This is a genomic window from Streptomyces sp. NPDC008121 (assembly GCF_042957155.1).
Taxonomy (GTDB): domain Bacteria; phylum Actinomycetota; class Actinomycetes; order Streptomycetales; family Streptomycetaceae; genus Streptomyces.
Map to the genome: position 1 here is coordinate 579634 of NZ_JBIBHT010000001.1, position 22581 is coordinate 602214.

Sequence of the window (22581 nt, forward strand, 5' to 3'; positions counted from 1 at the left end):
TCAGCCGGCCACCGTCCCGGGGAAGCGGTCGAGCAGGTACGCGTGGATGTCGTTGACCGAGTTCAGCGTCTGGAGCTCTTCGAACCGGGGGTCGAGACGGATGCCGTGCCGGTCCTCCAGGGCCGCTTGGAGGGTCACCATCGTGAAGGAGTCCATGACGAACTCCGCGTCGTCGCCGATGTCGTCGGACAGCGCCAACGAGCGGCTCCAGGAGAGGATCTCCCTGATCTCATCCTTGCTGATCACTGACGTTTCCCTTCGGACGGGTCACAGGCCGGTGCGGATCGCGTTCCGGTCGCGGACGAGCTTTCCGGTCTTGTTCCGGGGCAGCGCGCGGAGGACGAAGAACCGCTTGGGGACCTTGACGGCGCTCAGCCGCTCCTTGCACCAGGCGATCAACTCGCCCGCCTCCGGCGTCGCCTCGCCCCCCACGTACGCCTCGATCACCTCGTGGTGGAGGACCACCGCCTCGGCGATCGCGGGATGCGCCCGCAGCACGGCCTCGACCTCGGCGAGGTCGACCTTGAGGCCGCCGATGGTGACGAGCGAGTCCAGCCGGCCGAGGATGCTGAGCTCGCCGGTGGTGTCGTCCGCGGCGAAGCGGTCGAAGGTGCGCAGCCACCCGTCGGCGTAGCGGTCCGGCTGGTCGTCGAGCGGGTACGGCGACCGGTCCAGGCGAACGTAGAGCTCCTGATGGACGATCTTCGCCTCGACCCCGGGCACCAAGCCGCCCAGCACCGGCGGCCGCGGGCCGTGCAGACCTGCGGCGAGCAGGCCGGTCTCGGTCACGCCGTACACCTGGCTCACCCGGATCCCGTACCTGCGGTGGAACCCCTCGTACACCTCCACGGGCAGCGGTTCGCCACCGGTGACGGCCAGCCGGAGCGCGGGCAAGGGGGGCACCGACGAGGTCCTGGTCAGGAGTTCGAAGTGGGCCGGCACTCCGTAGATCGCCACCGCCCCGGTCTCCTGGGCCGTCCGCAGGATCTCGGCCGGCGTCGGCAGGGCCGGCAGCACCACCGTCGCGCCCTGCCGCAGGGCGTGCAGCACGCCGGTGATCAGGCCCATCGTGTGCACCAGAGAGTTGAGCAGCACGAAGCGGTCGCCGGCGCCGGGCAGTTCCGGCAGGGCGGCGTGCCGGTCGAGTTCGGCGAGCAAGGAGGCGGGGGTACGGCCGATCACCTTGGGCCGGCCGGTCGAGCCCGAGCTGAACTGGACGAGGCAGTGGTCGGACGCGGCGGGGCGCCCCGACGGCCGGGCGCCGACGCGGAAGCCGACCTCCTCCTCGAAGCCGGTCGCCGGTCCCTGATGACCGTCGGAGTCGATCACGTACTGGGGCCGGAGCAGCTCGGCCAGTGGCTCGTACTCGGCCGGTGTCGCCCGGAAGTCGACGAGGAGAACCTGCGCGCCCCGGCTCCACAGGGCGAGCAGCACCCGCACATAGGTGAGGCTCGGCCGCATGCGGAGCAGAACGGTACTGTTCTCGCCTATTCCCTGCCGGCGGAAGGCGAGACCGAGTTCCGCCACCGCGGAACGCAGTTCGGATCTGGATTCCCCCGTGCGTGAAATCGCCCAGGGCTGCCGGTCCGCACCGGTATCCAGCAATGATTCACCCCACCAGGACGCGATTGCCATACCTCTCCCTCATCGGCTGGAATGATCGGGAAGTCAACAGGGTGATTATGGGCGCACCGCACGGAAATTCACTGTCCCGCCGGCGGGACAACCGACGGTTCCCGCAGGCCTGCTCACGCCATTGACTCTGCGAACCCCCGTGTTAGGTTCGGGCGGCGCCCGGACAACGGAAAACCGGATCGCACGACAACCGTTTGCATTCTTCCCGCCGATGTATCGAAAACAGGCGGCGCTACGCAACCGGAGGCTGAAGATTGTCTCGTCATGAGCCCGAGGGTGTGTTTCTTCCCCTGTCGGCCGCACAACGTGAGATCTGGTTCGCCGAACAGCTCCTGGAATCGGCGAACAGCGTCTACCGGGTCGGAGAGTACGTGCGGATAGGCGGTCCGATCGACCCCGCCCTGTTCGAGCGGGCGTTGCGGCAGACGGTCGCGGAGGCCGACGCACTGCACGTCCGGTTCACCGCGTCCGGCGACGACGCGCGGCAGTCCGTACGGGAGGTGGCCGACTGGCCACTGCCGTATGTGGACCTCGGCGACCGGCCGGACCCGTCCGCCGCGGCGACGGCGTGGATGGAGCGGGACATCCGCAGGCCGATGGATCTCGCCCGAGGGCCGCTGTTCCGGCACGCGCTGATCGGCCTGGGGAACGACGGCCATATCTGGTACCACAGTTACCACCACATCGTCATGGACGCGTTCGGCGCCCAGCTCATGGCCCGGCGGGTGGCGGCGGTGTACACCGCGCTCGCCGAGGGACGGCCGTGTCAGGCGTCGCCGTTCGGTTCCCTGCGCCGGCTCGTCCACAGCGACACCGTCTACCGGTCCTCCGAACAGTTCGCCCGGGACAGGGCGTTCTGGACCGGCCTGTTCGCCGACCGGCCGCCGACGCCCCGGCTCGTGGCGCCGTCGCGGGGCACCCCGGCGGAGCTGCTGCGCGCCACCACCCGGCTCGGCCAGGACCGCTTGGAGCGCGTCCGCGAGATCACCCGGCGGGCCCGCGTGCCCTGGTCGCAGCTGGCGATCGCGGCGGCGACGGCGTACGTGCACCGGATGACGGGCGCCGACGACGTGGTGATCGGCCTGCCCGTCGCGGCGCGCACGGACGTCGTGGTGCGCCAGACCCCGGGCATGACCTCCAACGTGCTGCCGCTGCGGGTGCCGGTGCGGCCGGGCCTGAGCGTCGCCGGGCTGCTGCGCGAGGTGAGCGACCGGGTCCGTGACGTGGTGGCCCACCAGCGGTACCGCGGCGAGGACCTGCACCGCGACGTCGCGCTGCCGGACACGGCCGCCGCCCGGTACGCGCCGCTGGTCAACGTCATATCGTTCGACTACGACCTGCGGTTCGGCGAGCACCCCGCGACCGTGCACAACCTCTCCTCCGGCCTGGTCGGAGACCTGGCGATCGCCGTGTGGGACCGGCGGGACGGATCCGGCCTCCAGATCGACCTCACCGCCCACCCCGAGGTCTGCGACCAGTCGGCCCTGACGGACCACCAGAACCGTTTCGTCGCCCTGCTGAACGCGATGACCGAGGCCGACCCGGACTCCCCCGTCGACCGGATCGACCTGCTGACCGCGGCGGAACGCCGCGTTCTCCTGCCGCCCCCGGTCGCCGCGGCCCCCGCCCGCCGCGCCACCCTGCCGGAGCTGTTCCAGGCGCGGGCGCAGGCCGCCCCGGACGCGCCCGCCGTCTCCCTCGGCGGCACCCGGCTGACCTACGCGGAGCTGAACACCCGGGCCAATCGGCTCGCACGGCTGCTGATCGCCCGCGGCGCAGGACCGGAGAAGATCGTCGCGGTGGCCCTGCCCCGGTCCGTCGACCTCGTCGTCGCCTTGCTCGCCGTCACCAAGACGGGCGCGGCCTATCTGCCCCTGGACCCGGCCTACCCGCCCTCCCGGCTGGCGTTCATGGTGTCGGACGCCGCCCCGGTGCTGGTGGTCACCGACCGCGGCACCGCGCCGTCACTGCCCTCCGGCGCACCCGCGCTCGTCCTGGACGACAGCGCCACCACCGGCCTGCTCGACGCGCAACCGGCGGCCGATCCCGCCGACGGCGACCGGACCCATCCGCTGACGCCGGAGCACCCCGCGTACGTCATCTACACCTCCGGCTCCACCGGCCGGCCCAAGGGCGTCCTCGTCACCCACCACAACGTGGTCCGCCTGTTCGACGCCACCCGGGAGCGGTTCGCCTTCGACGACCGGGACGTGTGGACCCTCTTCCACTCCGCCGCGTTCGACTTCTCCACCTGGGAGATCTGGGGTGCGCTGCTGCACGGGGGCCGCCTGGTCGTCGTCCCGTACGACGTCAGCCGTACCCCCGCGCGGCTGCTGCGGCTGCTGGCCGACGAGGGCGTGACGGTGCTCAACCAGACGCCGTCCGCCTTCTACCAGCTGATGCAGGCCGACCGCGAGGAGCCCGCGCTCGGCGACCGCCTCGCGCTGCGCACGGTCGTGTTCGGCGGTGAGGCGCTGCGCCCCGACCGGCTGCGCCCCTGGTACGAACGCCACCCGGACACCGCGCCGGCCCTGGTCAACATGTACGGCATCACCGAGACCACCGTGCACGTCACCCGGCTCGACCTGGACCGCGACACGGTGGCCGCCGGCGAGACCAGCGTGATCGGCACCGGCCTGAGCGACCTGCGCACCTACGTCCTGGACCGGGCCCTGCGTCCCGTGCCCCCCGGCGTCCCCGGCGAACTGCACGTCGCCGGTGCCGGACTCGCCCGCGGCTATCTGGGCCGTCCGGAGCTGACCGCGCGGCGGTTCGTCGCCGACCCCTACGGGCCGCCCGGTACGCGGATGTACCGCACCGGCGACGTGGCCCGCTGGACCGCCGACGGACGGCTGGAGTACCTGGGCCGGTCCGACGACCAGGTGAAGGTACGCGGGTTCCGCATCGAACCCGGGGAGATCGAGGCGGCCTTGGCCGAGCACGAGGGCGTCGCCCAGGTCGCCGTCCTGGTCCGGCGGGACCGCCTCGACGACGACCGGCTGGTGGCGTACGCGGTGCCCGCCGCCGACGCCGGGGTACGGCCCGAGGAGCTGCGCGCGTTCGCCCGTACCCGGCTGCCGGAGCACATGGTGCCGGCCGCCGTGGTCCTGCTCGGCGCGCTCCCCCTCACCCCCAACGGCAAACTCGACCGGTCCGCGCTGCCCGCCCCGGACCGGGCGTCGGCGCGCGGCCCGCACCGGCCCGCCCGGACCCCGCGCGAGCAGGTCGTGTGCGATCTGTTCGCCGAGGTCCTCGGCACGGACCGGGTCGGGGCCGACGACAACTTCTTCGACCTGGGCGGTCACTCGGTGCTGGCGACCCGGCTGACCGCGCGGCTGCGCACGGCGTACGGCGTCGAACTGAGCCTGCGTGCCCTGTTCGAGGCGGCGACACCGGCCGCGCTGGCCCGGGTGCTGGAGGACGCGGCTCCGGCCCGCCCGGCACTCACCCGGCAGGAGCGCCCCCAGGTGCTGCCGCTGTCGTTCGCACAGAAGCGGCTGTGGTTCCTCGACCGGCTGGACGGGCCGGACGCCACCTACAACACCCCGTTCGTGCTGCGGCTGTCCGGCGCGGTGGACCGCGCCGCGCTCCGCGCCGCGCTCGGTGACGTGATGGCCCGGCACGAGAGCCTGCGCACCGTGATCCGTGAGCGGGACGGCGTCCCGTACCAGGTGGTGCTTCCCGGCGTGGAGACGCCGTTCACCGCGCGGGACGGCGACCCGGCGGAGCTGTCCGGCCGGGTGGCCGAGGCGGCGCGGCGCCGTTTCGACCTCGCCGCCGAGCCGCCGCTGCGGGCCGAGCTGATCAGCCTCTCGTCCGACGAACACGTCCTGCTGCTCGTCCTGCACCACATCGCCGCGGACGGCTGGTCGATCGGGCCGCTCTCCCGCGATCTGGCGGCCGCCTACGACGCCCGCCGCCGGGGCCGGCCGCCCGGCCTGCCCGCGCTGCCGGTCCAGTACGCCGACTACACCCTGTGGCAGCGCGACCTGCTCGGCGACCCGGAGGACGCGGGCAGTGTGTTCGCCGATCAGGTGGCCTACTGGCAAGGGCAGTTGGCGGGACTGCCGGAATGCCTGGACCTGCCCACCGACCGCCCGCGGCCCGCCGTCGCCTCGCACCGCGGCGACTACCTCGCCGCGGAGATCGACGCGGACCTGCACCGGCGGCTGCTGGAGACGGCGCGGGCCGCGAACGCCAGCCTGTTCATGGTGCTGATGGCGGGCCTCGCCGCTCTGCTGACCCGGCTCGGCGCCGGCACCGACATCCCCGTCGGCACGCCGATCGCCGGTCGCACCGACCAGGCGCTCGACGACCTGGTGGGCCTCTTCGTCAACACCCAGGTGATCCGCACCGACACCTCCGGCGACCCGTCCTTCACCGAGCTGGTCGCCAGGGTGCGGGAGGCGGCGCTGGCCGCCCACGCCCACCAGGACGTGCCGTTCGAGCATCTGGTCGACGTCCTCAGCCCGTCGCGCTCCCTGGCCCACCATCCGCTCTTCCAGGTCGTCCTGGCCCTCCAGAACGCCACGGACGCCTCCTTCGACCTGCCCGGCCTCCAAGTGCGCTCGGAGCTGGGCCGCACCGGCACCGCCAAGTTCGACCTGTTCCTCAGCCTCACCGAGGAGTACGACGGTGACGGGCGGCCCGCCGGGATCCACGGGCTCGTCGAGTACGCCGACGACCTGTTCGACCCGGAGTCGGTGCCGACGCTGTGGGACCGCTGGGTACGGCTGCTCGACGCCGCGGTCACCGACCCCGGCGCCCGGGTCGCCGGGATCGACCTGCTGACCCCGGCACAGCGGGAAGGAATCCTCCGCCACGGCACCGGGCCCGGCCAAGCGGACCCGGACCTCCCCCTTTCCGCGCTGTTCGAGGCGCGTGTCACCGCCGATCCCGACGCGGTCGCCCTGGTCGACGGGGACACCCGGCTGACCCGCTCCGAGGTGAACGACCGGGCCAACCGGCTGGCCCACGCGCTGCGGGCCCGCGGCGTCCGGCGGGGTGACACGGTCCTCCTGCGGCTGGAGCGGTCCGCCGAGGCGGTGGTGGCGATCCTGGCCGTGCTGAAGGCGGGCGGCACCTATATGCCCCTCGACCCCCGGCAGCCCGCCGCGCGGATCGAACCGATCCTGCGCGACGCCCGGCCCGCCCTGCTCCTCACCACCCGGGGCGCGCCCCGGCTCGACGGCGTCCCGCGCCTCGACGTCGACGGCCCGGCGGCGGCGGCCGAGCCGTCGGCGGACCTCCGCCTTCCGGCGTCGCCCGCCGACGCCGCCTACGTGATGTACACCTCGGGTTCCACGGGCCGGCCGAAGGGGATCGCCGTCACCCACGCGAACGTCGCCGCCCTCGCCTCGGACCCCTGCTGGTCGGACGCCGCGCACGAGCGGGTGCTGCTCCACTCGCCGCTGGCGTTCGACGCGTCCACCTACGAACTGTGGGTGCCGCTGCTGCGCGGCGGCCAGGTGGTGGTGGCACCGCCCGGCGACCTGGACGTGCCCACGCTGGCCGGGCTGATCACGGGGTCGCGGGTCACCGGTCTGTGGCTGACCGCGGCGCTGTTCGACGTGATGGCCGAGCACGCGCCGGACTGCTTCGCCGCCGTCCGGCAGGTGTGGGCGGGCGGCGAGGCGCTGTCCCCGGCCGCGGTCGGCCGGGTGCTGGCCGCCTGCCCCGGGACGGTGGTGGTCAACGGCTACGGCCCCACGGAGACCACCACCTTCGCCACCAGCCACGCCGTACGCGACCTGGCGCCCGACGCCGCGGCCGTACCGATCGGCCGACCGCTGGCCGGGACCCGGACCTACGTCCTGGACGGCGGTCTGCACCTGGTGCCCGACGGAGTCGTGGGCGAGCTGTACATCGCCGGTTCGGGGCCGGCCCGCGGCTATGTCGGACAGCCCTCGCTGACCGCCGGGCGGTTCGTCGCCGACCCGTTCGGCCCGCCCGGTGCCCGTATGTACCGCACCGGTGACCTGGTGCGCCGGGACGGCGCGGGGGTGCTGGAGTTCGCGGGGCGCTCGGACGACCAGGTCAAGATCCGCGGCTTCCGGATCGAGCCGGGCGAGATCGAGGCGGTGCTCACCCGCCATCCGGACGTGGCCCGCGCCGCCGTGCTCGCCCGCCCGGACCGCGCCGGCGGCGTACGGCTCGTCGCCTATCTGGTGACGGCGACCGACCCCACCGCGCTGCGGGCGTACGCCGCCGAGCGGCTGCCCGACTACATGGTCCCCGCCGCCTTCGTCCCGCTGCCCGCGCTCCCCCTGACCCCGAACGGCAAGGTCGACCGGGCCGCCCTGCCGGAACCGGCCCTGCCCGAGAGGGACCACCGGGAACCGCGCACCGCCCGGGAGAAGCTGCTGTGCGAGCTGTTCTCCCAGGTGCTCGGCCAGGACCCGGTCGGTGCCGACGACGACTTCTTCGCTCTCGGCGGCGACAGCATCCTCTCGATCCGGCTGGTCTCCCAGGCCCGCGCCGCCGGCCTGGACGCCGGGGTGCGGGACGTCTTCGAGCACCGTACGGCCGCTCGTCTGGCCGAGGCCGTCGACGACCTGACGGAGCCGGGACCGGCCGAGGACCCCGGAGCGGGCGACGGGCTGGTGCCGCCCAGCCCGATCATGTGCTGGCTGCAGGACCGCGGCGGCCCGATCGACCGGTTCTCCCAGTCGCTGCTGCTGCGGGCGCCCCACGGTCTCGACCGGGACCGGCTCACGGCCGCCGTGGCCGCCCTGATCGGCCGTCACGCCGCGCTGCGCGCCTGTCTGACGCGGGAGCCGGGCGGGGACCGCTGGGCCTTGGACATCCGCGCCGCGAACGGCGTCGACCCGGCCGACCTGGTCCATGTGGCGCCGCTGCCGTCCACCGGCGACGCGGGCGAGGCGCCGGAGCGGTCCGCGGCCGCGCTGCGGGCCGCCGTCGAGCGGGAGGCCGAGGCGGCGACGGACCGCCTCTCCCCCCGTGACGGGCGGATGGCCCAGTTCGTCTGGCTGGACGCCGGGCCCGGCCGGGAGGGCCGACTGCTGACGGTGATCCACCACCTCGCGGTCGACGGGGTCTCCTGGCGCGTCCTCGTGCCCGATCTGCTGGCCGCGCTGGACGGGACGCCGCCGCCCCCGGTCGGCACCTCGCTGCGCACCTGGTCGCGCACCCTGCACGCGCGGGCCCGCCGGCCGGAGACGGTCGGCGAACTGGCGTGGTGGACGCGGACGGTGCGGGAGCCGGACCCCCTGCTGACCGCACGCGCTCTGGACCGGGACCGGGACCTCACGGGCACCGCCGCCCGGTTCACCGCCACGCTGCCGCCCGACGTCACCGAACCCCTGCTCACGACCGTGCCGGCCGCGTTCCGCGCCGGGGTCCAGGACGTGCTGCTGACCGCCCTGTCCCTGGCGCTCGGCCACTTCCGCCGCGAGCGGGGCCGCGGCGAGGGCAGCGCCGCGCTGATCGATCTGGAGGGACACGGCCGCGACGAGGACGGCGACGGAAGCGAACTCTCCCGCACCGTGGGCTGGTTCACCAGCCTGTACCCGGTCCGTCTCGACCCCGGCGCGCACGCCTGGGAGGACGTGACCGCCGGCGCGCCCGGCACGGCGGCCGCCGTCAAGCGGGTCAAGGAGCAGCTGCGCGCCGTCCCCGCGCACGGCCGGGGCTTCGGCCTGCTGCGCTACCTGAACCCCGACACCGCGGCCGAACTGACCGCGGCGGCCGTCCCGCAGGTCGGTTTCAACTACCTGGGCCGGTTCCCCGCGCCCGGCACCGCGATCGACCCGGAGCACCCCGCGTGGCGGGTGGCGGACGAGATCGGGCTGGTCGGCGGCGTCGACCCGGCCCTCCCTCTGGCGCACGGCCTGGAGGTCGACGCGGTGGTGCGCGACCACCCGAACGGGCCGCGCCTGACGGCCACGTGGCGGTGGGCGTCCGGGATGTGGTCCGAGACGGACGCACGGAACGTCGCGGAGTACTGGTTCCAGGCTCTGCGGGGCCTGGCACGCCACGGCTCGGGGCCGGGAGACGGCGGCTCCACCCCGTCCGACTTCCCGCTCGTCGGACTCGCCCAGCACGATGTCGAACAGCTCGAGGACATGTGGAGGACTCGGTAATGACCCGCGGCAATCTGGTCGACATCCTCCCGCTGACCCCCATGCAGGAGGGCATGCTCTTCCACTCGCTGTACGACGTCGACGGCCCCGACGTGTACGCGGTGCAGCAGGTCTTCGACCTCACGGGTCCGCTGGACCCGGCGCTGCTGCGGGAAGCGGCGCAGGCCCTGGTGGCCCGACACCCCAATCTGCGCGCCGCCTTCCCGCAGGTGACGGACGGTCAGCCGGTACAAGTGATCCCCGCCGAGGTGACCGTGCCGTGGACCGAGGTGGACCTGAGCGGACTGCGGGAGGCCGAGGCACACGAGGAGATGGACCGGCTGGGCCGGGAGGAGTACGGGCGCCGCTTCGACCTGGCGCGGCCCCCGCTGCTGCGGTTCACGCTGGTGAAGCTCGCCGCGGAGCGGCACCGCCTGCTGCTGACCAGTCACCACATCCTGCTGGACGGCTGGTCGACGCCGATCGTCGTACGGGAACTGTTCACCCTGTACGCCCGTGACGGGGACGCCGCCACCCTGCCGAGGGTGACGCCGTTCCGGGACTATCTGGCCTGGCTGGGCCGGCAGGACCGGGAGGCGGCCGAGGAGGCGTGGCGGCGTGAGCTGGCCGGCGTGGACCAGGGGACCCGGCTGGCCCCGGCCGATCCGTCGCGCGTGCCCCGGCTGCCCGCGCGGGTGGTGACCGAGGCGTCGGAGGAGCTGACCGCGGCGCTGCGGGCGCGGGCGCAGGGGCTCGGGGTGACGGTGAACACCCTGCTCCAGGCGGCGTGGGGGCTGGTGCTGAGCCGTGAGACCGGCCGGCGGGACGTGGTGTTCGGCGCGATCGTCTCGGGCCGTACCCCGCAGCTGCCCGGCGTCGAGTCGATGGTGGGCCTGTTCATCAACATCGTCCCGGTGCGGGTGCGGGTCGCGCCGGAGCGGTCGCTGTCGGAGCTGATCGGCGAGGTGCAGCGCGGCCAGTCCGCGCTGACCGCGCACCACGGCCTGGGGCTGTCGGACATCCAGCGGGCGGCGGGCGTGCCGGAGCTCTTCGACACGATGATGGTGTTCGAGAACTACCCGTGGGACGGGCCCGGCCAGGACGTCGCCGACGGTCTGGGCACGGAGGTGCGGGTGGCGCCGGTCCTGGAGCGGGGCCGGGACGCCACCCACTATCCGCTGACCCTGGTCGCCGCCCCGGGCCGGCGGCTGTACCTGCGGCTCGACCACCGCGACGACCTCTTCGACCGGGCGACCGCGCAGGCGCTGCTGGACCGGCTCCTCCGGGTGCTCACCGCCGTGGCCGAGGACCCCGGCACCCTCACCGGTCGGGTCGACGTGACCAGCGCCGAGGAGCGCCGTCTGGTGCTGGAGACCTGGAACGACACCCGGCGGGAGGGGGAGCTGCCGCTGCTGCCGGACTGGTTCCGGACGCAGGTCGCCGCTGTTCCGGACGCGCCCGCCGTCCACTTCGACGACGAGGTCCTGTCGTACGCGGAGCTGAACCGGCGCGCCAACCGGCTCGCGCACACCCTCATCCGGCGCGGGATCGGACCGGAGAGCATCGTCGCGCTCGCCCTGCCCCGCTCGTCCGCGCACATCGTCGCCCTGCTGGCCGTCGTCAAGGCCGGCGCCGCGCACCTGCCGCTCGACCCGGACCAACCGGCCGCGCGGACCCGGTACATGCTCGCGGACGCCCGCCCGGCCGTGCTGCTCACCGCCGTCGGGACCCGGGCCGCGATACCGGACGACGGCGCCACGCCCGTGCTGGTCCTGGACGATCCGCCCACCGCCGCCCGGATCGGCGACTGCCCGGACACCGACCCCTCCCCCGCCGAGCGGCCACGGCCGCTGACGCTCGCGAGCCCGGCGTACGTCATCTACACCTCGGGCTCGACAGGCCGGCCGAAGGCGGTGCAGATGACGGGGCTCGGCGTGGCGAACATGCTGCGCTGGCACCACGACCAGCTCGGCGGCGGCCCCGGTACCCGCACCGCGCAGTTCACCGCGATCAGCTTCGACGTGTCCGTGCAGGAGGTCCTCTCCGCGCTGCTGTTCGGCAAGACGCTGGTGGTGCCCGACGAGGACACCCGCCGCGATCCGCGCCGCTTCGCCGCCTGGCTCACCGAGCACCGGGTGGACGAGATCTTCGCCCCCAGCACCGTCCTGGAGTCCCTCGCCGAGGCGGCGACCGAGGCGGGCCTGCGCGTCCCGTCGCTCGGGCAGATCGCCCAGGCCGGCGAGGCGCTCACGCTCAGCCGGCAGCTGCGCGCCTTCCACGAGCACACGCCGCGCCGGCTGCACAACCACTACGGGCCCACCGAGGCCCAGGTCCTCACCGCCCACAGCCTGCCCGCCGACCCCGCCGCATGGCCCGCCGTCGCTCCCCTGGGCAAGCCCGTCGACAACGTGCGCGTCTACCTCCTGGACGACGCCCTGCGGCCGGTGCCGCCCGGTGCGACCGGCGAGCTGTACACCCACACGGCCGGCCTGGCCCGCGGCTACCTCAACCGGCCCGGGCTGACGGCCCAGCGGTTCCTCGCCGACCCCTACGGACGGCCCGGCGACCGCATGTACCGCACCGGCGACCTCGCCCGCTGGACGCCGGACGGGCACCTGGAGTTCCTCGGCCGCGCCGACGACCAGCTCAAGGTCCGCGGCTTCCGCATCGAGCCCGGCGAGATCGAGGCGGCGCTGACCGAGCACCCCGACGTGGCCCAGGCCGCCGTCCTCGTACGCCAGGACGGACCCGGCGGCCGGCGGCTGGTGGCCTACGCGGTACCCGTCGCGGACCGCGTCCCGGACCCCCGGGACCTGCGCCGCTTCCTGCAGGACCGGCTGCCCGACTACATGGTCCCCGCGGCCGTCGTGCCCCTCCCCGTCCTGCCGCTCACCCCCAACGGCAAGCTCGACCGCGCCGCCCTGCCCGCACCCGACCTCACCCGGGGCGGCACCGGCCGGGACCCGCACACCCCGCAGGAGCAGATCCTGTGCGATCTGTTCGGACAGGTCCTGGGCCTGCCGCAGGTCCGGGTGGACGACGACTTCTTCGACCTGGGCGGCCACTCCCTGCTCGCCACCCGGCTCGCCTCCCGGATCCGCGCCACCTTCGGCGCCGAGACCGGGGTGCGCGCCGTCTTCGAGGCCCGCACCCCGGCCGCGCTGGCGCGGCGGCTGGACGACAGCGGCCCGGCCCGCCCGGCGCTGACCGGGCGGGACCGCCCTGAGGTGCTGCCGCTGTCGTTCGCCCAGCGGCGGCTGTGGTTCCTGCATCAGTTGGAGGGGCCGAGCGCGACGTACAACATCCCGCTCGCGCTGCGCTTCACCGGCGCTCTCGACCGGGACGCGCTCCGGGCCGCCCTCGGCGACGTCGTCGCCCGCCACGAGAGCCTGCGCACCGTCTTCCCGCAGAGCGGCGGCGTCCCGGTCCAGCGCGTCCTCGCTCCGGAGCGGGCCGTCCCGCCGCTGCCCGTCACCCGGGCCACCGCGGAGACCCTGCCGGAGCTGCTCACCGCGGCGGCCCGGCACACGTTCCTGCTGGACTCCGAAGGACCTGTGCGGGCCGAACTGTTCACCCTCGCGTCCGACGAGCACGTCCTGCTCCTGGTCCTGCACCACATCGCCGGCGACGGCTGGTCGCTGAGCCCGCTGGCGGCCGACCTCACCCGCGCCTACGCCGCGCGCGCCGAGGGGGCCGAGCCCTCCTGGCCGGCCCTGCCGGTGCAGTACGCCGACTACACGCTGTGGCAGAACGACCTGCTCGGCGAGCACGACGACGACGACAGCCTGCTCGCCCGGCAGGTCGCCTACTGGCGGACCGCTCTGGAGGGCCTCCCCGAGCAGGTGACGCTGCCGGGCGACCGCCCGCGCCCGGCCGCTGCCTCGTACGCCGGCGACTACGTCGAGGTGGAGCTGGACGCGGAGCTGCACCGCGCCCTCGCCGCCCTGGCCCGGCGCAACGGCACCACGGTGTTCATGGTGCTCCAGGCCGGTCTGGCCGCGCTGATGACGCGGATGGGCTGCGGCACGGACATCCCGATCGGCAGCCCGATCGCCGGGCGCACCGACCAGGCCATGGACGAGCTGATCGGGTTCTTCGTCAACACGCTGGTGCTGCGCACCGACACCTCCGGCGATCCGACGTTCACCGAGTTGCTGCGGCGGGTGCGGGACACGGCGCTGAACGCGTACGCCCATCAGGACGTGCCGTTCGAGTATCTGGTGGAGGCGCTCAATCCGGCCCGCTCGCTGGCCCATCACCCGTTGTTCCAGGTGATGCTGGCGTTGCAGAACGCCCCGGAGGGCCGGTTCGAGCTGCCCGGCCTGGACGTCGCCGTCTCCCAGGCGCGCACCGGCACCGCCAAGTTCGACCTGTTCTTCAGTCTGGTGGAGCGCAAGGCGGACGACGGGGCGCCGGGCGGCATCGAGGGCGCGGTGGAGTACTCCGGCGACCTGTACGAACCGGACACGGTTCGAGCCCTGTTCACCCGCTGGCAGCGGCTGCTGGCCGCCGTCGTGGACGCCCCGGACCGGCCGATCGCGGACGTCGACGTGCTGACCGCCGCGGAGCGCGAGCAGGTCCTGCGCGCGTGGAACGACACCTCGGTGCCGGTCGCGCCGCAGCAGCTGCCCACTCTGCTGGCGGAGCGGGCGGCGGCGACACCCGACGCCGTCGCCGTGGTCGCCGAGGGGGCCACGCTGACCTACCGCGAGCTGGACCGGCGGGCGAACAGGCTGGCCGCGGAGATCCTGGCGCGCGGCGGCGGGCCCGGCACGCTGGTCGCCCTGGCGCTGCCCCGCACGGAGGTGCTGCCCGTCGCGATGCTGGCGGTGCTGCGCGCCGGCGCGGCCTATCTGCCGCTCGACACCGAGTACCCGGCGTCCCGGCTGGACTTCATGGTGCGCGACGCCCGGCCCGCCGTGCTGCTGACCACCCGGGCCACCGGCAAGCAGGTGCCCGACGCCGAGGGGCTGACGCGGATCACGCTGGACGACCCGGGGACGGTCGAGGCGCTGCGGGCCCGCCCGGACACCCCGCCGCGGGTCCGGACCGCGCCGCGGCAGCCGGCGTACGTCCTCTACACCTCGGGGTCGACCGGCACCCCCAAGGGCGTGGTCGTCCCGCACGAGGCGCTGGCGAACTTCCTGCACGCGATGGGGAGGCTGGTACCGCTCACCCCGGAGGACCGGCTGCTGGCCGTCACCACGGTCTCCTTCGACATCGCCGCGCTGGAGATCTGGCTGCCGCTGCTGCGGGGCGCCCGGGTCGTCCTCGCCCCCCGGGACGTGGTGCGGCAGCCGTCGGCGCTGCTGGAGTGGGTGTCCGCGCAGGACGTCACGGTCATGCAGGCGACCCCGTCGCTGTGGCAGACGCTGGTGGCGCACGACCCGGCGCCGCTGCGCGGGCTGCGGCTGCTGACCGGCGGCGAGGCGCTGCCGGAGCGGCTGGCGGCGGACCTGGCCGGGCTTGGCGAGGTGCTGAACCTGTACGGGCCGACCGAGACGACGATCTGGTCGACCGCGAGCCGGGAGACGGGGACGCGGCCCCCGCTGATCGGGACACCGGTCGACAACACCCGGGCGTACGTCCTCGACGCCCGCCTGCGGCCGGTGCCGCCGGGTGTCGTCGGGGACCTGTACCTCGCCGGGACCGGCCTGGCCCACGGCTATCTGCGCCGGCCGGGCCTGACGGCCTCCCGATTCGTGGCCTGCCGCCACGGAGCGCCCGGTGAGCGCATGTACCGCACCGGCGACCTGGCCCGCTGGACCGGCGACGGGCGGCTGGAGTTCGCCGGCCGCGCCGACGACCAGGTCAAGCTGCGCGGCTTCCGCATCGAGCCCGGCGAGATCGAGCGGATCCTCGACGGGCAGCCGGGGGTGCGACAGGCCGCCGTGACCGTACGCGAGGACCGGCCCGGCGACCCGCGGCTGGTGGCGTACGTGGTGCCCGGCGCCGTACCGGAGGCACGGGAGGAGGGCGCGGAGCGGCATCAGCTGGAGGACTGGCGGCTGCTCTACGACTCCGTGTACGCGGGAGCCGCGCAGGCACCGTTCGGCGAGGACTTCGCCAGTTGGAACAGCAGCTACACCGGCGAGCCCATCCCTCCCGCCGAGATGCGGGAGTGGCGGGCCCACACGGTCCGGCGGATCCTGGACCTGCGGCCGCGCCGCGTCCTGGAGCTCGGTGTGGGCACGGGGTTGCTGCTGTCCGGGGTCGCGCCGCACTGCGCGGAGTACTGGGGCACCGACTTCTCCGAGCACGTCATCGGGGAACTGGGCGGGCACGTGGCGGCCGACGCGGCGCTGCGCGAGCGGGTCACCCTGCGGGTGCAGGCGGCGCACGACCCGAGCGGGCTGCCCGCCGGACACTTCGACACGATCGTCCTGAACTCCGTCGTCCAGTACTTCCCCAGCGCCGACTACCTGACCGAGGTCCTCGCCGCCGCGAGCCGTCTGCTGACCCCCGGCGGCACGCTGTTCATCGGCGACGTGCGCAACGTACGGCTGCTGCGGGCGCTGAAGGCAGGTGTCCACGCGCACCGGATGTCCGCGGCGCCGGACCTCGCCGCGCTGCGCCGAGAAGTCGAGCACGACCTGATGACGGAGAAGGAACTCCTCGTCGACCCGGACTACTTCACCGCGCTCGCCGAGCGCCTGCCGGACATCGGCGCGGTGGGGGTGTCGCTGAAGGAAGCCTCCTACGACAACGAGTTGAGCCGCTACCGCTACGACGTGACGCTGCACCACCGGGGCGCGCGCACGACCGACGTCCGGGACGCCCCCGCGGTGCCCTGGGACGACCTCGGCGACCTGGCGGCCGTCCGCGCCCATCTGACCGAGCGGCGTCCGCGGCGGCTGCGGCTGACCGGTGTACCGAACGACCGGGTCGCGGCCGAACTGGCGCTGGCCGAGGCGATCCGCACCGGGGACGGCCCCGTGGCGCCCGCGCCCACCGTGGACCTGACCGACCTGCACCGGCTGGGCGCGGAGCTCGGGTACCGCACGGTGGCGGCCTGGTCGCCCCGTCCCCACCTGGTCGACTTCGTCCTGGCCGACGGGGACGCCCCGCTCACCGGCACCTGCCCGCCGGTGTCCGTACCCGGACCGCGCGCCGCGCTGTCGGCCCTCACCAGCGATCCGCTGGTGCCCCACGCCGCCGGAACGCTGATGGCGCGGCTGCGCCGGCACGTGGAGCAGACCCTGCCCGCCTCCATGGTGCCCAGCGCCTTCGTTCCCGTCAGCGCCCTGCCGCTGACCGCCAACGGCAAGCTGGACCGGGCCGCGCTGCCCGCGCCGATGCTGACCGCGGGTGGCACCGGACGTGACCCGCGCACCCCGCAGGAGCAGATCGTGTGCGATCTGTTCGCGCAGGTCCTGGGGCTGCCCCGGGTGGGCGCCGACGACGACTTCTTCGAGCTGGGCGGACACTCGCTCCTCGCCACCCGGCTGATCGCCGCGATCCGAGCCACCTTCGGCGTCGAGCTGGCGCTGCGGGCGCTGTTCGAGGACGCCACCCCGACGGCGGTGGCCGCGAGGCTCGACACCGCCGCGCCGCGCCGGCTGCGGCTCGCCCGCCGGGACCGGCCCGAGGCGCCGCCCTTGTCGTTCGCCCAGCGCAGGCTGTGGTTCATCCACACGATGGAGGGACCGAGCCCGACGTACAACATCCCGCTCGCGCTGCGCCTGACCGGCTCCTTGGACCGAGAGGCGCTGCGGGCGGCCCTCGCCGACGTGGTGACGCGCCACGAGAGCCTGCGCACGGTGTTCCCGGAGAGGGACGGGGTCCCGTGGCAGCGGGTACTGGATCCCGCGGCGGCGGCCCCGGCGGTGGACGGGGAGGCGACCCACCCGGAGGACCTGGCCGCGAGGCTGGACTCCGCCGCCCGCCAGGGCTTCGACCTGGCCGCGGAACCACCGCTGCGGGTGCGGCTGTTCGCGCTGTCCGCCGAGGAGCACGTCCTGCTGCTGGTGGTGCACCACATCGCCGGTGACGGCTGGTCGTTGAACCCGCTCGCCCGCGATCTGGCCCGGGCGTACGAGGCGCGGTGCCGGGGCGAGGCCCCGTCCTGGGCGGCGCTGCCGGTGCAGTACGCCGACTACACGCTGTGGCAGAACGACCTCCTGGGCGATCAGAGCGCGGCGGACAGCCTCTTCGCCACCCAGCTCGACTACTGGGTACGGCAGTTGCGCGACCTGCCCGAGGAGCTGCGGCTGCCCACCGACCGTCCGCGTCCGGCCGTGGCCTCCTACCGGGGCGACTACGTCAGGACCGGCATCGACGCGGAGCTGCACCGGCGGATCGCGGAGCTGGCCCGGGAGTCCGGCGCGACGGTGTTCATGGTGCTGCAGGCCGGACTGGCGGCGCTGCTGTCCCGGCTGAGCGGCAGTTCGGACATCCCCGTCGGCAGCCCGATCGCCGGGCGCACCGACCAGGAACTCGACGACCTGGTGGGCTTCTTCGTCAACACCCTGGTGCTGCGCACGGACACCTCGGGGCGGCCCAGCTTCCGGGAGCTGATCGCCCGGGTGCGCGACACCGCGCTGGGCGCGTACGCCCAGCAGGACGTGCCGTTCGAGTACCTGGTGGAGAAGCTCAATCCGCCGCGTTCGCTCGGCCGGCACCCGCTGTTCCAGACGATGCTGGCGCTCCAGAACGCGCCGGCCGGCTCCTTCCAGCTGCCCGGGCTGCGCGTCGACATCGAGCCGGGCCGGACCGGCTCGGCCAAGTTCGACCTGTTCTTCAGCCTGTCGGAGCACCTCGACGACACGGGCGGCGCGCAGGGCATCACCGGTGTGGTCGAGTACGCGAGCGACCTGTACGACGCCGACACGGTCAGCGGCCTGTTCGACCGCTGGGTGCGGCTGCTGGCGTCCCTGGTGGCGGAGCCGCACCGGCCGATCGGCTCGGCCGACCTGCTCACCACCCGGGAGAGCCTGCAGCTGGAACGGCGCAACGACACCGAACGGCCCGCGGCCGAGGCAGGTCTCCCGGCGCTGTTCGACGCCCAGGCAGCCGGCCGTCCCGAGGCTCCGGCCCTGGTGCACGGCGACCGGGAGATCGGCTACCGGGTGCTGCGCGAGGCCGCCGACGGCGTGGCGGCGTTGCTGGCGCGCCGCGGGGTGCGCCGGGCGGGGAGGGTGGCGCTGCTCATGCCGCGCTCCCCCGGCATGGTCGCCGCGGTCCTCGGCATCCTCAAGGCGGGCGCCGCCTACGTGCCGCTGGACCCGCGCTCCCCGGCGGCTCGGACGCGGACGGCGCTGGCGGAGACGGGGGCCCGGGTGCTGATCACCGACCGGGCACCGGCGCCGGAGTCGCTCCCGGACGGCACGACGGTCGTCCTCCTCGGCACCGGCCTCGGTGACGGCTTCCTTCCTGAGGACGCCGGTGACGGCTTCCTCCCTGAGGACGGCGCACCCGGAGCCGCGCCGGCCGGACAGCCGGGTCCGGACGATCTGGCGTACATCATGTACACCTCCGGCTCCACCGGCAGGCCCAAGGGCATCGGGGTCGCCCACCGCAACGTGGCCGAACTCGCGACCGACCCGCGCTGGCGCACCGACGCCCAGCGCCGGGTGCTGCTGCACTCGTCACCGGCGTTCGACGCGTCGACGTACGAGGTGTGGGTGCCGCTGCTCACCGGCGGCACCCTGGTGATCGGCCCGGACGGGGATCTCGACCTGCACGCGCTCGCCGGCACGATCGTGCGTCAGCGGGTCACCGGTCTGTGGCTGACCAGTTCGCTGTTCACGCTGGTCGCCGAGAGCGACCCCGCGTGCCTGGCCGGCGTCCGGGAGGTGTGGACGGGCGGTGAGGCGGTGTCTCCGCACGCGGTGCGCACGGTGCTCGCGGCCTGCCCCGGTCTGGCGGTCGTCAACGGATACGGACCGACCGAGACGACCACCTTCGCCGCGAGCTGGACGGTCGGCGCGCTGGCCGCCGACGCCACGTCCGTGCCGATCGGGCTCCCGATGGCCAACACCCGGCTGTACGTGCTGGATCCGGACCTGCGTCCCGTCCCGCCCGGAGTGGTCGGCGAGCTGTACATCGCCGGCACCGGTCTCGCCCGGGGCTACCTGGGCAGGGCCGGCCTGACCGCACGGCGGTTCGTGGCCGACCCCTTCGACAAGCCGGGCGCGCGCATGTACCGGACCGGGGACCTGGTGCGGTGGACGGCGGACGGCGCGCTGGACTACGTGGGGCGCGGCGACGACCAGGTCAAGCTGCGCGGCTTCCGCATCGAGCCGGGAGAGGTGGAGAGCGTGCTGCTGCGCCATCCGGCCGTGGGGCAGGCGGCGGTGCTGGTCCGCGAGGCCCGGCCGGGCGATCCGCGCCTGGTGGCGTACGTGGTCACCGACCCGGAGGCCGGGGGCTTGGACCACACCGCAGAACAGGACCAGGTCCAGGCCTGGCAGGGGATCTACGAGTCGTTGTACGCCGCGCCGACCGCCGCGTTCGGCGAGGACTTCTCCGGCTGGAACAGCAGCTACGACTCCGCGCCCATCCCCGTGGAGGAGATGCGCGAGTGGCGCCGTGAGACGGTGGCCCGCATCCGGCGGCTGCGACCGCGCCGGGTGCTGGAGATCGGCGCCGGCACCGGCCTGCTGCTGTCGCGGCTCGCCCGGGACACGGCGGAGTACTGGGCCACGGACTTCTCGCCGGCGGTCGTCGAGACGCTGCGCGGACATGTGGCGGGCGATCCGCGGCTGAGCGAGCGGGTGAGGCTGCGGACCCTGGCCGCCCACGAGACCGGGGACCTCCCGGAGGGCCACTTCGACACCGTGGTCCTCAACTCGATCGTGCAGTACTTCCCGAGCTCCGCGTATCTCCTGCGGGTCATCAGGTCCGCCATGAGGCTGCTGGCTCCGGGCGGCGCCCTGTTCCTCGGCGACGTACGCGATCTGCGACTGCACCGCATGCTCACCTCCGCGGCGCTGGCCCACAAGGTGCACGACCGGCACGACCGCGCGAGTCTGCGGCGGGCCGTCGAACGCGCCCTGGTGATGGAGAAGGAACTGCTGGTCGCACCCGAGCTGTTCACCGTACTGGGCGAACACGTCGAGGGCCTCGCGGGGGCCCGGGTCGAGGTGAAGCGGGGCGCCTTCGCCAACGAACTGACGCGGTACCGCTACGACGTCACGCTCTTCAAGGACGGCGGCACCCCGCTCACCTCGGCGGGCGAGCTGCCCGTGGTCGAGTGGGACGACGCGACCGGGCCGGCCGGTCTGGAGGAGACGCTCCGCCGGGTCCGGCCGCCGCTGCGGGTCGCGGGGGTGCCGAACCGGCGCCTGGCCGAGGACGCGGCCGTCGAAGCGGCGATCCACGGGCACGACCCGGAGGTGCCGGGGGACGCTCCGCCGCTCGCTGCGGTGGAGGAACTCGCCGCCCGGCTCGGCCTCGCCGCGCATGTGACCTGGTCGTCCGACCCCTGCCGCCTGGACGTGGTGTTCACCGCGCCGGATCCGGCGGCCCGGGTGGTCGACCTGTACCGGCCGCGGGCCCCCCTGGGCACCGCCACGCCGCTGGTCCGCTGGGTGCGGGCACCGCTGACCGCACGGGCGGCGGGCGCGCTGGTGGGCGACGTGCTGGAGCACGCCCGGCGGCAGCTGCCGGAGTACATGGTGCCCGCCTCGGTGGTGCCGCTCAGCCGGCTGCCGCTGACTCCCAACGGCAAGCTGGACCGGTCGGCGCTGCCCGCCCCCGATCTCGACTCCGGCGCGGACGGCCGTGCTCCCCGGCTGCCGCAGGAAGAGCTGATGTGCGAGCTGTTCGCCGAGGTGCTGGGCCTGCCCCGGGTCCGGGTCGACGACGACTTCTTCCAGCTGGGCGGCCACTCGCTGCTGGCGGCCCGGCTCAAGGCCCGGATCCGCGCGGCGTTCGGCGTGGACGTGGGGCTGCGCGCGTTGTTCGAGACGCCGACCCCGTCCGGCATGACCGGGCGGCTGCGGACCGCCGACACGGGCGACGGGTACGAGGTGATGCTGCCGCTGCGCCCGCGGGGTGAGCGCGAGGCGCTGTTCTGTGTGCACCCCGGCGGTGGCATCGGCTGGTCGTACGCCGGTCTGCTGAAGCACCTCGACACCGAGCGGCCGGTGTACGGGATCCAGGCGCGCGGTCTGGGCGAACCGGAACCGCGCCCGGACACGCTGGAGGCGATGGCGGCCGACTACGCCGACGAGATCCAGCGGGTCCAGCCCGCGGGCCCCTACCACCTGCTCGGCTGGTCGTTCGGCGGGGTCGCCGCCTACGCGGTGGCCGTGGAACTGCGGCGCCGCGGGGAGCGGGTGGGGGTGCTCGCCGTCGTGGACGCCTGCCCGGGCTGGAAGGGGCTGACCCATGACGACGTCCCGGAGCTGGACGAGGACGATCTGCACGAGCACCTCACCTATCTCGTCGGTCTGGTCGACGAGTCGTTCGTACCGGGCGAGGGGGAACGGCTGACGTTCGAGCGCACCAGGGAGATCCTGCGGCGGCGGGGCAGCGCGCTGGCGAACCTCGGCGAGGAGCAGTTGCGGATGATCATGGAGATCTCCGCCAACAACACCCGGCTGCTCATCGACTACCGCCCCGAGCGGCTGGCGGCCGATCTGCTGCTGCTGACCGCGGACGACCAGCAGGAGCCGTCGCTGACGCATCGCGCGTGGACGCCGTACGTGGCGGGGCGCATCGAGCGGCACGCCCTGCCGGGCGAGCACGGCACGCTGCTGAACCGGGAGGCGTCGCTCGAGGCGATCGGCCGGCTGGTCCGGGAGAAACTCGCCGCGTACGGCGGCGGCAAGGGGTGACCGGTGCCGCCGCGCAGCTCTGCACCGATAGCTCCTTATGCCGTAAAGTGTTGCGGGCAAGAGGGTTACGGGAGATGTCACGG

General features: G+C 74.2%; 4 protein-coding genes. 2 read left to right on the forward strand and 2 right to left on the reverse strand.

Annotated elements, in window-relative coordinates:
- Complete coding sequence (locus ACFZBD_RS02560) at positions 1-246, reverse strand: phosphopantetheine-binding protein (protein WP_391134069.1); 246 nt, start codon at positions 244-246, stop codon at positions 1-3.
- 21 nt (positions 247-267) lie between these two features.
- On the reverse strand, positions 268-1635 hold the full coding sequence (locus tag ACFZBD_RS02565; RefSeq protein ID WP_391134072.1) for an AMP-binding protein: 1368 nt from the start codon (positions 1633-1635) through the stop codon (positions 268-270).
- A gap of 278 nt (positions 1636-1913) precedes the next feature.
- On the opposite strand from ACFZBD_RS02565, the gene ACFZBD_RS02570 reads away from it, so the two are divergent.
- Complete coding sequence (locus ACFZBD_RS02570) at positions 1914-9737, forward strand: amino acid adenylation domain-containing protein (RefSeq protein WP_391134075.1); 7824 nt, start codon at positions 1914-1916, stop codon at positions 9735-9737.
- The gene (locus ACFZBD_RS02575; RefSeq protein WP_391134078.1) at positions 9737-22498 is read left to right on the forward strand and encodes an amino acid adenylation domain-containing protein; all 12762 of its coding nucleotides are present in this window, start codon (positions 9737-9739) and stop codon (positions 22496-22498) included. The genes ACFZBD_RS02570 and ACFZBD_RS02575 overlap by 1 nt, the downstream gene beginning before the upstream one ends.
- The last annotated feature ends 83 nt before the right edge of the window (positions 22499-22581 follow it).

Coding starts and splice junctions, on each gene's coding strand:
- ACFZBD_RS02565 (WP_391134072.1), bottom strand. CDS start 1,635: ATGGCAATCGCGTCCTGGTGGGGTGAATCATTGCTGGATACCGGTGCG.
- ACFZBD_RS02575 (WP_391134078.1), top strand. CDS start 9,737: ATGACCCGCGGCAATCTGGTCGACATCCTCCCGCTGACCCCCATGCAG.